Source organism: Halomonas sp. McD50-4 (assembly GCF_022348135.1).
Taxonomy (GTDB): Bacteria; Pseudomonadota; Gammaproteobacteria; order Pseudomonadales; family Halomonadaceae; genus Vreelandella; species Vreelandella piezotolerans.
In genome coordinates, this window is record NZ_JAKRFG010000024.1 from 1 (window position 1) to 11,840 (window position 11,840).

The 11,840-nt window shown below is 54.1% G+C and carries 11 protein-coding genes; 9 read left to right on the forward strand and 2 right to left on the reverse strand.

Going from position 1 to position 11,840, the window contains the following annotated elements; all coding sequences use genetic code 11:
* Nucleotides 1-385: 385 nt before the first annotated feature.
* The 9 genes from MHM85_RS17930 (at nucleotide 386) to MHM85_RS17970 (ending at nucleotide 11,025) form a co-directional block, all read left to right on the forward strand.
* Nucleotides 386-796, forward strand: coding sequence for a hypothetical protein (locus MHM85_RS17930; protein ID WP_239286563.1), 411 nt, complete (start codon nucleotides 386-388; stop codon nucleotides 794-796).
* A gap of 160 nt (nucleotides 797-956) precedes the next feature.
* Complete coding sequence (locus MHM85_RS17935; protein WP_239286564.1) at nucleotides 957-2,261, forward strand: TolC family protein; 1,305 nt, start codon at nucleotides 957-959, stop codon at nucleotides 2,259-2,261.
* Between the two features lie 44 nt (nucleotides 2,262-2,305).
* Nucleotides 2,306-3,928: an efflux RND transporter periplasmic adaptor subunit gene (locus MHM85_RS17940; RefSeq protein ID WP_275444417.1), complete on the forward strand. Its 1,623-nt coding sequence runs from the start codon at nucleotides 2,306-2,308 to the stop codon at nucleotides 3,926-3,928.
* Nucleotides 3,925-7,050, forward strand: coding sequence for an efflux RND transporter permease subunit (locus MHM85_RS17945; protein WP_239286566.1), 3,126 nt, complete (start codon nucleotides 3,925-3,927; stop codon nucleotides 7,048-7,050). The genes MHM85_RS17940 and MHM85_RS17945 overlap by 4 nt, the downstream gene beginning before the upstream one ends.
* A 279-nt stretch (nucleotides 7,051-7,329) precedes the next feature.
* Nucleotides 7,330-8,139: a prolipoprotein diacylglyceryl transferase gene (gene lgt / locus MHM85_RS17950; RefSeq protein ID WP_101146613.1), complete on the forward strand. Its 810-nt coding sequence runs from the start codon at nucleotides 7,330-7,332 to the stop codon at nucleotides 8,137-8,139.
* A 75-nt stretch (nucleotides 8,140-8,214) separates the two neighbouring features.
* The gene (locus MHM85_RS17955) at nucleotides 8,215-8,553 is read left to right on the forward strand and encodes a hypothetical protein (protein WP_044630609.1); all 339 of its coding nucleotides are present in this window, start codon (nucleotides 8,215-8,217) and stop codon (nucleotides 8,551-8,553) included.
* 59 nt (nucleotides 8,554-8,612) lie between these two features.
* Nucleotides 8,613-9,074 carry a hypothetical protein gene (locus MHM85_RS17960; RefSeq protein WP_054641661.1) on the forward strand — a complete coding sequence of 154 codons (462 nt, stop codon included), beginning with the start codon at nucleotides 8,613-8,615 and terminating at the stop codon, nucleotides 9,072-9,074.
* A 145-nt stretch (nucleotides 9,075-9,219) separates the two neighbouring features.
* Nucleotides 9,220-10,548 carry an APC family permease gene (locus tag MHM85_RS17965; protein ID WP_239286569.1) on the forward strand — a complete coding sequence of 443 codons (1,329 nt, stop codon included), beginning with the start codon at nucleotides 9,220-9,222 and terminating at the stop codon, nucleotides 10,546-10,548.
* 18 nt (nucleotides 10,549-10,566) lie between these two features.
* Nucleotides 10,567-11,025, forward strand: a complete 459-nt coding sequence (locus MHM85_RS17970; RefSeq protein WP_023007325.1) for a hypothetical protein — start codon at nucleotides 10,567-10,569, stop codon at nucleotides 11,023-11,025.
* Nucleotides 11,026-11,170: 145 nt separating this feature from the next.
* On the opposite strand, the gene MHM85_RS17975 is transcribed toward MHM85_RS17970, so the two are convergent.
* Both MHM85_RS17975 and MHM85_RS17980 read right to left on the reverse strand, forming a co-directional pair.
* Nucleotides 11,171-11,431, reverse strand: a complete 261-nt coding sequence (locus MHM85_RS17975; protein WP_058577548.1) for a DUF2933 domain-containing protein — start codon at nucleotides 11,429-11,431, stop codon at nucleotides 11,171-11,173.
* On the reverse strand, nucleotides 11,428-11,840 hold a 413-nt coding region (locus tag MHM85_RS17980; protein ID WP_239286568.1), incomplete at its 5' end, for an HAD-IC family P-type ATPase. The genes MHM85_RS17980 and MHM85_RS17975, both read right to left, overlap by 4 nt.

Consider the following 11,840-nt stretch of genomic DNA (forward strand, 5'->3'; position numbering starts at 1 on the left):
AGTGACGTACCGTTTCTGCCGTTACCCCTCCCGTCTGAGCCAGCTCGGAGACTCGCATTGGCTTACCCTCATTTGTTTACTCGTAGCCAGCTTACAACCGCCAGGCTGCCCAAAGGTCAAGTCTTCAACGGGCGCTTATGGCAAACCTTTCGGTTGTACATCGAAATTTAAAATGAGGCCTTGACCTTGAAGTCTGCTTTAAGGATATCTTACAAAAGCTGCTCTGCCACAGGTTAAAAACCTTCATCACGTCCTACCCTCAGCTCGTTTGGCAGTATGAGAAGAAAAAATGACTCAAGTCATTTTTTTCAATTTGGATGTTAAGGGTGGTTGCAGGTAAGCGCTGTATTCTAAGCGTGTCATCAAACAGGAATGGAGAGTTAAAATGAAAATCAAAACGTCACTTGCCGCCGCAATCATTAGCGTAGTTGCCATACCAGCATTCGCAAGCTTTGGATACTCTGAATCTCAGGCCAAACAGCTGACGGAGGGAGTTACACCTAGTGGAATATTGACCAGCGGGTATGCTCATGAGTATGTGCTCTCATTAAACGAAAGCTCCGAGGTCAAGATAGCTAGTGAGCACTTTCCTGGATCAAACTTTACGCTTCGCATGAAAGCAAAACTGATGGACGCATCCGGCAATATCGTTTCGGAAGCTAATTCTGTCAATGGAGACTTCAAAATTGATGAGAGACTCGATGCAGGCGAGTACCGCTTGATTGTTTCAGGAGATACGGGGGGGTATGGGGAAAGTGATACACACCAGTACAGTCTGCATGTAGACATTCAGTGATAAATTAAAGTTGGCCGGCTAATGCTGGCCAACAATTACTTTAAATGTTTCGTTTAATGATTTTAAAGTAATTAGTAAACGTAGTTTTTAATGTTTGATTATTTATTTTATTAAATTTTCTGTATTTTTTGAGCGTAATCCTTTTGTTTGGAGGGCCACTGTGATCAAGGCTGCATTGTTATTCAGCGGTGTCTTGGGTGTCGCCTGGATGCCAGCTATTGCTGTTGCCGGAAGTGAAACGGACAATTTACAAAAAGCGATACAGATAGCCATTGATCAGGACCCCTGGTTAACCGGAAGTGCGTCCATTGAAACCGCCCTTGAGAACGAGGCCATTGCATCGGCCCAGCTCCCTGATCCCCAGATTTCATTGAAAGCGGGAAATCTGCCGGTTGATACCTTTGACTTGAATCAAGAAGGTATGACCCAGTTCAGCGTAGGAATCAGTCAGAAATTTCCCAGAGGAGATAGCCTGGCGCTTGCCAAGCAACAAAAGCAGCAGCTTGCCGCCCAACAGCCGATGTTGCGGCAGGATAGGGAAGCCAGAGTCGAGGCTACGGTTAGCCAGCTTTGGCTGGAGGCCACTCGTGCTCAGCTGAGCATCAGTCGGATAGAGCGTGATCGTAGCTTGTTTGAGCAGCTAGCGGAGGTGGTCGAGGTGAGTTATGCGTCCGCCTTCGGAATGACCCGCCAAGACGATGTGATTCGTGCTCAGTTGGAGCTGACTCGCCTGGAGGATCGCTTGACCGATCTCAGACAGCAACAAGAGGCAGAAGAGCGGCAGTTAACTGAATGGTTGGGGAGTGAGGCGATGCTACCGATAGCGGAAGACTTCCCCGAGCTTGTTTTGGTAGAGCCAAGCCTCTTCACTGACGCTGAACGTCCCAGTCGTCAGCTGTGGTATGAGCGAGTGAGGCGTCACCCTGCAGTGCTGGCATTGGAGCAGAAGATAGATGCCATGGAGACTGGGGTCGATGTGGCGAGGCAGCAGTACAAACCAGAATGGGGTGTATCGGCACAGTACGGCTACCGCGAGGACGACCCTATGGGCGGACGCCGGTCCGACCTGTTCTCTGTGGGAGTGGCCTTCGATCTACCTGTGTTCACGGAAAATCGTCAGGACAAGAATGTCGCAGCAGCGGCATCACGTCATGAAGCGGTCCGGTACGAGAGAGAAACCTTGGTTCGTGAATTGATTGCCCAGCTGGAAACCAATTGGGTTAAGTTGGCGCGCCTCGATGAACGATTAACCCTGTATACGCAACGATTATTGCCCGAGCTGAGCGAGCAGGCCGAAGCTTCCCTGAATGCCTATAACAATGACGATGGTGATTTTGCAGAAGCCGTGCGGGCACGAATTGATGAAACCAATGCGAGTGTGGAGCTCATAGGCCTGAAAGCCCAACGACTCAAGGTGATCTCGGATATCAACTACCTGCTGTCCCAAGGCACGTCTTCACGCTAACTCACGACTTCTCAAGTCTGGAATGAGACATCACGATGAATCAAATGGGTAGGTACTTTTTCGTTATATCGTTAGGCGTCCTGTTGGGCGTGTCCGGCAGTATGGTTCTGGGAGGGAAGACATTCGTCCTGAACGCAGTAGAAACGGCTATTGGAAAAGATAGTAATAAGACTGGTGGGGAAGAGAGTGGAGAACGCACTCCCCTTTACTGGGTGGCGCCGATGGATCCCAACTACAAGCGAGACAAGCCTGGAAAATCCCCGATGGGGATGGATCTAGTGCCTGTTTATGATGATCAAGACGAAGGGGACACCCCAGGAACAGTCAAGATTTCTCCTGATGTCGTCAACAATCTTGGTGTTAAAACGGGCGTTGTCGAAAAGGATACATTTGACGCCACGGTAAGGACAGTTGGCTATGTCCAATACGATGAAGACAAGTTGGTGCATATCCACCCCCGCGTCGAGGGGTGGATAGAAAAGTTATTTGCCAAGTCCGAAGGCGATCGTGTTACCCAAGGTCAACCGCTCTACTCGATCTATTCGCCGACGCTCGTGAATGCACAGGAAGAATTGTTGCTTGCAATGAACCGCGGCAACCAACGTCTGATTTCTGCCGCCTTGGAAAGGCTGCGCGCGTTACAGGTGCCCAATGAGGCTATCCAGAAGCTAAGGGACAGTCGTCAAGTGAGTCAGACGATCATCTTGCGTGCGCCCCAAAGTGGCGTCCTGGATAATTTGCAGGTGCGTGAAGGAATGTTCGTACAGCCAGGAATGAGCATGATGAGTATTGGCGTTCTTGATCATGTGTGGGCTGTCGGAGAGGTGTTTGAGCGCCAGGCAGCGTTGATCGCTGAGGGAGATGAGGTTCGCATGACTCTTGACTATCTACCCGAACGGGAGTGGACAGGGGTGGTGGACTATATATATCCAAGTATTGATAGTGAGACGCGTACGGCTCGTGTAAGGGTGCGTTTCGCTAACGATGACCTGGCGCTAAAACCTGGAATGTTTTCTCAGCTGACCATTATGTCAAACACGACGTTGGAGGCATTGCAAATACCCCGTGAGGCCTTGATTCGCACCGGAAGCCAGTCGCGTGTCGTTCTTGCATTGGGTGATGGAAAATTCAAATCGATCGAAGTCGACGTTGGACGCGTGGGTTGGGAAACCGTCGAGATATTATCGGGCCTTGAGGAGGGCGATCGCATCGTTACGTCGGCTCAGTTCCTTCTGGATTCCGAATCGAGCCGAACATCAGACTTTCAGCGAATGGAGCATAGTGGTAATGCTGACCCAATCCACGGGAATAGTCCTGTAGAAACCGTATGGGTGCCGGCACGCGTCGAAGATGTCATGCCGGATCATGGCATGGTAACGCTTTCCCATGCCCCTATAGCGGTTTGGGAATGGCCGGCCATGAGCATGAATTTCCAGGCTGCTGATACGGTCAGTCTTGAGCAGCTTAAAGCAGGCATGGACGTCCATGTCGAGATTGAGCGGGTTGCAGAAGACGAATATCTCCTCCGAGACGTGCATGTAGACGATGTAGCTACCCAAGCATCCAACGATTCGGTTGTGGATCACGGCGTGGGGGGTGGCGCGAGTAGTGACCATCAAGACGGGATGAGCCATGAAGGTCATGGTGCGGGGGAGAGTAAGCAATGATTCCTGCTCTGATCCGTTGGTCCATCAGCAACCGTTTTCTCGTGCTTCTTGCTGCCGTGATTCTGGCGGGGGCGGGAATCTACTCAGTCAAGAATACTCCTATTGATGCTCTGCCGGACCTGTCCGATGTGCAGGTAATCATCAAGACCAACTACCCTGGACAGGCACCGCAGGTCGTTGAAGATCAGGTTACCTACCCGCTCACTACGGCTATGCTGTCGGTCCCCGGGGCGGCGACAGTCCGCGGATACTCCTTCTTCGGCGACTCCTACGTCTATGTGATTTTCGACGAAGACACCGATCCCTACTGGGCGCGCTCCCGTGTGCTGGAGTACCTTTCTCAGGTAGCGCCCACGCTGCCGGATAGTGCGCGCCCACAGCTTGGTCCGGATGCCACTGGCGTGGGTTGGGTCTATCTCTACGCTCTGATCGACAGGACCGGCCAACATGACCTCAGTGAGCTGCGCAGCCTGCAAGACTGGTTCCTGAAGTATGAGCTTCAGACCGTATCGGGCGTTTCTGAAGTCGCGGCGCTTGGCGGCATGGTCAAGCAATACCAAGTGGTGGTGGATCCGGAGAAACTGCGTGCCTTCGACATTCCCCTGGCTCACATCCAGACCGCTATACAGCGGGCCAACCAGGAAGTGGGCGCCTCGGTCGTCGAGATGGCCGAAGCCGAGTACATGGTGCGCGCCACTGGTTATATCCAGAGTCGTGAGGATCTTGCCAGTATCCCGCTGGGTGTGGATGACAATGGAACGCCTCTGCTGCTCAAGGATGTCGCCGACATCGGGATGGGGCCCCAGATGCGTCGTGGCATTGCCGAACTGAACGGGGAAGGTGAGACCGTCGGCGGCATCGTCGTCATGCGCACAGGAGAGAATGCCCAGAAGACGATCGATGGCGTCAAGGCCAAGCTTGAGCAGCTCCAGTCTAGCCTGCCGGAGGGGGTGGAGGTCGTGACGGTCTATGACCGTTCAGGCTTGATCGAAAAGGCGGTAGACAACCTGCTGCGTGGCCTGCTCGAGGAGTTAGCCATCGTAGCCTTGGTATGCGTGCTCTTCCTGTTCCATCTGCGCTCTGCGTTAGTGGCGATGATCAGCTTGCCGATGGGCATTCTCACTGCCTTCATCATCATGAACTGGCAGGGCATCAACGCCAACGTCATGTCGCTTGCGGGTATCGCCATTGCGATCGGTGCCATGATCGATGGTGCCGTCGTGTTGATCGAGAATTTGCACAAGCACATGGAGCGTACACCGCTGACGTCCGAAAACCGGTGGAAGGTGGTGGCCGACTCGGCGGTGGAGGTGGGGCCGGCGCTTTTCTTCAGCTTGCTGATCATCACTGTCAGCTTTGTTCCTGTCTTTACCCTCGAGGCCCAAGAGGGGCGGATGTTCTCGCCGCTCGCCTTCACCAAGACCTATGCCATGGCAGCCAGTGCCGGGCTGGCGGTCACCTTGGTTCCGGTGCTGATGGGCTATTTCATCCGCGGCCGCGTACTTCCTGAGCACAAGAATCCGGTCAATCGACTGCTGGTCGGGGTCTACATGCCGGTACTCAACGCGGTATTGAGATTCCCAAAGACGACCATCGCCCTGGTGCTAGCGATAACCCTGGTAGGTTTCTGGCCGGTCAGCAAGATTGGCAGCGAGTTTATTCCACCCCTGGATGAAGGCGACTTGATGTACATGCCGACCACTTATCCAGGGCTGTCGATCGGCAAGGCGCGGGAGCTCCTTCAGCAGACCGATAAACTGATTGCCAGCGTGCCGGAGGTGGACACGGTGTTTGGCAAGATCGGACGGGCCGACACGGCTACCGACCCTGCGCCGCTGACCATGATCGAAACATTCATTCAGCTCAAACCGCGGGAAGAGTGGCGAGAGGGGATGACCACCGACAAGCTCAAGAAGGAACTCGACAGCCTGGTGCGGATACCGGGGGTATCCAATGCCTGGGTGATGCCGATTTCGACGCGCATCGATATGCTGGCGACCGGGATCAAGACGCCGGTGGGCATCAAGGTGGGCGGAGAAGATCTCAAGCAGATTCAGTCCATCGGACAGCAGCTGGAGACGATCCTTGCCGATGTTCCCGGTACTGCGTCGGTCTATTCCGAGCGGGTGGCCGGAGGTCGCTATATCAAGGTTGATATCAACCGCGCTCAGGCGGCGCGCTATGGCCTGAACATTGCCGACGTGCAACAAGTGGTGGCGACCGCTATCGGTGGTCAGAACATTACTCAGACCATCGAGGGATTGGAGCGCTACCCGGTCAACCTGCGCTACCCACAGGATTACCGGGACTCCCCCGAGCGGCTGGCCGAGCTACCGATCGTCACCGCCAATGGGCAGCGTATCGCGCTAGCAGACGTGGCGGATATCTACGTGGAGGACGGTCCACCGGCGATCAAGAGCGAGAACGCACGTCCCAACGGTTGGACCTTCGTGGATATCGAGGGTGTGGATGTCGGCACCTACGTGCAGCGCGCCATGGATGTCGTGGCGGAGGAGCTCGAGCTACCCACCGGATATTCGGTGACGTGGTCCGGGCAGTATGAATACATGCTGCGTGCCAAGGAGAAGCTGAGCTATGTGGTGCCTTTCACGTTGGCCATCATCGTGATCCTGCTCTACATGAGTTTCAAGCGCTTCAGTGAGGTAGCCATCATCATGGGCACGCTACCACTGGCCATGGTAGGGGCCATCTGGCTGATGTATCTGCTGGGCTATAACTTCTCCGTGGCCGTGGGAGTGGGGTTTATCGCTCTGGCCGGGGTGGCAGTCGAGATCGGGGTGATCATGCTCGTTTATCTCAACCAGGCCTATCAGCAGATGCTCGAGCGCTGCCAACACAAGGGAGTACAACCCCGTCGGGAGACTCTTCGCCACGCCGTGCTGCACGGTGCTGCTCTCAGGGTGAGACCGGTAATGATGACATCGGTCTCGACCATTGCCGGTCTTCTGCCGCTGATGTACAGCACAGGGACGGGGTCCGAAATAGTCAGCCGCATTGCGGCCCCGATGGTGGGGGGGATGTTGAGCGCGGTGATACTGACGCTTCTGGTGTTGCCCTGTGTCTACTACCTGTGGAAATGCCGCCATGTGAATCATGCATAACGTCAGGATCGACAAGGCTGGGTGGCACATTCTAGATACGCGAATGCCGTATCTCGAGGGCTCCCAGCCTAACACGAATCGTCAGTGGTACTTGATGTGAGGTGCACTAGCGATGCCCCCTGGAATTAGGTTGAATTTGCACTTCGTGAGTCAAGGTTCAGTTTGTATTCAGGCCATTAGGCTATGCTGGTAGATAAGAAAGCACGCTTGGCTATTTGCTAACCCGCTGGCGTAGCGTCGAGCGATTCATAGAAGCCTGAAGGGCGCGAGGAAATTGCCATGATTGCGTACCCACAGATCGATCCAGTGGCATTTTCCCTCGGACCGGTACAATTACATTGGTATGGTCTAATGTACGTGGTGGGGCTAACGGCTGCGTGGTGGCTGGGGCGGCGGCGAGCGCACCGCCTCGGCTTGACCCATGATGATATCGGCGACCTGATCTTCTATGGCGCTCTGGGCGTCATCATTGGAGGGCGCTTGGGCTATGTGCTGTTCTACGGGCTCGACCAGCTGATAGCCAACCCCCTATGGCTTTTCAAGATTTGGGAAGGGGGCATGAGTTTCCATGGAGGTCTTGCCGGCGTGCTGGTAGCCGCCTGGCTGTTCGCTCGCCGTCACCGCCTGGCCTACCTTCAGCTGACCGATTTCATCGCCCCGCTGGTGCCGATCGGTCTGGGGGCAGGGCGTCTGGGCAACTTCATCAATCACGAGTTGCCGGGGAGGGCCAGCGAAGTGCCCTGGGCGATGATCTTCCCTCCCATGCTGGGCTTGGGGCCTGAACCCCGACATCCATCAGCACTCTACGAGTTTGTCCTGGAGGGTGTGGTGCTGTTTGTCGTGTTGTGGTGGGTGTCACGGAAACCGCAAACTCAAGGGCTTATCTCGGGTCTATTCCTGCTTCTGTATGGCACCTTCCGTTTCATCGTGGAGTTTGTGCGCTTACCCGATCCTCAATTGGGCTTCATCGCCTTTGATTGGCTCACTATGGGACAGTTGTTGACGGTACCAATGTTGGCAGCAGGTGCGTTCCTGGTCACCACTGCATGTCGTAGTCAGCGAACCATGGTTGCTACATCGGACCGATAAGCAAGACAAGTGATATGAGGTATGTCGATAATATTGGAAGAACGTTAACGATATTACAGTACGAGGAGAATTCTCATGGCACACAGAGAGCATCGGTTGGGAGTTTCTGAAACGACCTTGGTGAACCGACACTTAAAGCTTGATTCCAGCGATCTGGATGCGGTGAAAGCGGCTGTTGCAGATATTGATGAGCTATACGGGCTAGACAGTGTTTCGTTCGATGAGAAGAAACTAAAGCTTCACCTGGCCTATGATGCCTCACGTCTCTGCCTCGACTGCGTCGAAGATATTCTCGACAAATATGCGGTCGAAATCAGTCGTGGTTGGTGGAACCGCTTCAAGGAGGAGCATTATCGATTTGTTGACCAAAACATAAAAGATAATGCAAAGAAGGAGCCTTGGAGCTGCCATTGAATGGTATTCACATCTATACGCAAGGCTAGCCTCAGGGTAAGCGCTGCAGGAAACTACGCGTGGTCCGCTCGGCTAGGGAGCTTCATGTAGCGTTATTTGCCTTTCTGCTGAATCTTCCCTGGGAGTTTCTTCAGGTTCCGTTGTATGCGGGCATGCCTGTGATGCCACATTGGGAAGCTGTGCAGGCTTGTATCCAGGCAGCCCTTGGCGATGTATTGATCACGTTGATGGCGTATTGGTCGGTGGCCGTATGGCATCGACGTCATGACTGGCTTCGGGGCTATGGGGCCAAGGAGTGCGTGGGCTTCGTGCTGGTGGGCGTCGGTATCACGGTGGCGATGGAGTGGCACGCTACGCTATTCAGTCAACGGTGGGAGTATGCGCAGCTGATGCCCCGTGTGCCGTGGTTGGGCACGGGCCTCTCGCCGTTACTACAGTGGTTGATCTTGCCGCCGTTGATGCTGTGGATGGCGCGTCGTCATCGGTTAGGTTCGGAGGTTGTATCCAAAGAAAATAATTGACTATTGGGTAGCGCATAGGTTCTACACTTTGATTTCAATGTATCTAACCACACTCTACCATTTGTCATCTGGTGAGTCTCAGAGCGTCAAGAGGGCTTTCGGTAGGGTCTGGTTTCATTCACCCAGGAGAGAGGTGATGGAGTCTATGGATAGAACGCCACAGTACAAGCAGAATAGCCTCTCACTGGTCGGTGCGATTGCCTTAGGGACCGGGGTCATGATTGGCGCTGGTATTTTTGCTTTGACGGGACAGATGGCCGAGATGACGGGAGTGCTTTTCCCGTTAGCCTTCTTGTCAGCGGCACTAATCGTCTCTTTCAGTGCTTATTCCTACGTGAAAATGTCCAATGCCTATCCGTCAGCTGGTGGTATTGGCATGTACCTCAGCAAGGCTTATGGACCAACTCTGACCACCGCTTTCCATGCGCTTTTAATGTATTTCTCCATGGTGATAGCACAAAGCTTTTTGGCGAGAACCTTTGGGTCCTACACGCTAGAGCTTTTCGATTTTGGGGATAGGTCACTGCTTGTCCCCTTATTGGGTGTTGCGCTGCTGATATCTGCATTTTTACTAAACCTCTCCGCCAACAAGCTGATTCAGGGTGTTGCGTCAGTACTCGGGTTCATAAAAATTGGTGGGATCATCTTGTTCGGGGTCGTCGGTGTCATCATCGCCGACTCGGTCGGCATGGAAACCTCGGCGTCGACGCCCGAGGGATCTCTGTCAGGCTTTCTAGGAGCAACCGCGTTGGGGATCCTGGCCTTCAAGGGGTTCACGACGATCACCAATAGTGGTTCAGAGATAAAAGATCCCCATCGCAACGTCGGCAGGGCGATCATGATATCGATCGCCCTGTGTGTGGTGATCTATGCGCTGGTGGGCTTCGCTGTCGCCAGTAATCTGTCGCTGAGCGAGATAATCGAAACGAAAGATTATTCGTTGGCGGCTGCTGCCCGTCCTGCGCTGGGGGAGGCCGCCGTCTGGTTCACCGTCATTCTCGCCATGCTGGCCACCGCGGGTGGTATCATTGCTAGTATATTTGCGGTCTCACGCATGTTGGCAATGCTGACGGAAATGGAACTGGTGCCGCATCGTCACTTTCATATGCCAGGCAGTATCCAGAAGCATACCCTGGTTTATACGGTCGTGCTTGGTTTGGTTCTGACGGCTTTCTTTGACCTTAGCCGTATCGCAGCACTTGGTATCATTTTTTACTTGATCATGGATATTGCTGTTCATTGGGGGGTGTTGCGTCATCTTCGCAAGGAGGTCGGTGCCAACCCAATCGTGCTGGTTATTGCGATACTGCTGGATGCCGTCGTGCTGGCAGGCTTCCTTTGGGTGAAAGCGACGACAGATCCCCTGGTGCTAATCGTCGCAACGATTGTCATGGCGGCTATCTTGATTGCCGAGCGACTCTTTTTGTCTCGTAACGGCGCTTCTAGTTCAAACGATAATACTCATTCTCATTAACTATTAAGGATAAGGATCATGGAGGTTCGGACCTTTGGTGACCTGATTGACTGGACACGGCAGCTGCATGAGCATTTGGCGCGCTGTCTTTCTCACTGTGCCGATCATAATGAAGAAGAGCGTGCCAAGATGCTCCTTAATTATCTGGCAGCTCATGAGCATGAGATGGAGTATGTTGTTGGTGAGTTAAAGAGTAGAGCGGACCCCAAAGCATTGAATACCTATGTATATGATTATCTGGAACACAGGCCGATCCGGACGCATCGGACCTGTGATGCACCCTATGCTGCGCTGGGTTTCAATGAAATCTGTCGGGAGATTTTCGACTTCCATGATCAAGTGACAGATCTCTATCGTAACTTGGTTGGCAAGGCGGAGATTCCTGAAGCAAGGGAGTTGCTTGAATCCCTTCTTGAGCTGGAACAGCATGAAGCGATGCGCCTTGTTCGGCAGACTGGGAGGATGGACGATCTGTAAGAAAATGATGTCTGGATCTGTTATAACTGCCTGATCGCCACCCTCGGCATAACATCTGTCCTGACTGTTCCTAATGTAACGTACCAGAACGGCATCGGCATTGCGTGTCTGGCATCGATGCCGATTGTCCTGTTTTTTATATCTGCTATTCATCTCGGTCGCGCTGATCATGCCCGACATGACGGTGCATCAGGAAGTGCATGCCGAGACAGAGGGCCAGGGGCAGCAGCAGCCAGGCGCCGCTGCTCAGTGATTGCCCGCCCCACATGAACAGCAGCACGGCGCCTCCCATCAGCACCACGCAGGCGGTCATCATCCATTTATGGAGTGCCGCGGTAGGGGAAGACGGCTCTTTCTGTGATTCGGCCTCTCCCGAGGGGGGCTTGGTGGATTCTGGTCGTTTCATGAGCGGTCGCCTTTGGCTTGGACCGATGGGGTGGCAGTGGAAGGCTCTCCGCGGGGCTGCTCACGGGCGTAACGCCGCTTGAGCAGCAGCGAGTTGCCGATCACCGAGAGGGAGCTGGTGGTCATGGCGATGACGCCGATCATCGGGTGCAACAGGCCGATGGCGGCGATGGGGATGGCGGCCACGTTATAGGCGCTGGCCCAGATCAGGTTCTGGACGATCTTGGCGAAGGTGGCTCGCGAGAGGTGCATGGCGTCCACCACGGCGGTGAGCTCGCCGCGTACCAGGGTCACATCGGCGGCCTCAATGGCCACATCTGCCCCCGCGCCGATGGCTATGCCAACGTTGGCTTGCTTCAACGCCGCGGCATCATTGATGCCATCGCCGACCATGGCCACGTGGTTGCCAT

What these genes read in the sequence shown, in the direction of transcription:
- MHM85_RS17930 (WP_239286563.1), top strand. Translation starts at nt 386, where the DNA reads ATGAAAATCAAAACGTCACTTGCCGCCGCAATCATTAGCGTAGTTGCC.
- MHM85_RS17940 (WP_275444417.1), top strand. Translation starts at nt 2,306, where the DNA reads ATGGGTAGGTACTTTTTCGTTATATCGTTAGGCGTCCTGTTGGGCGTG.
- MHM85_RS17945 (WP_239286566.1), top strand. Translation starts at nt 3,925, where the DNA reads ATGATTCCTGCTCTGATCCGTTGGTCCATCAGCAACCGTTTTCTCGTG.
- lgt (WP_101146613.1), top strand. Translation starts at nt 7,330, where the DNA reads ATGATTGCGTACCCACAGATCGATCCAGTGGCATTTTCCCTCGGACCG.
- MHM85_RS17955 (WP_044630609.1), top strand. Translation starts at nt 8,215, where the DNA reads ATGGCACACAGAGAGCATCGGTTGGGAGTTTCTGAAACGACCTTGGTG.
- MHM85_RS17965 (WP_239286569.1), top strand. Translation starts at nt 9,220, where the DNA reads ATGGATAGAACGCCACAGTACAAGCAGAATAGCCTCTCACTGGTCGGT.
- MHM85_RS17970 (WP_023007325.1), top strand. Translation starts at nt 10,567, where the DNA reads ATGGAGGTTCGGACCTTTGGTGACCTGATTGACTGGACACGGCAGCTG.
- MHM85_RS17975 (WP_058577548.1), bottom strand. Translation starts at nt 11,431, where the DNA reads ATGAAACGACCAGAATCCACCAAGCCCCCCTCGGGAGAGGCCGAATCA.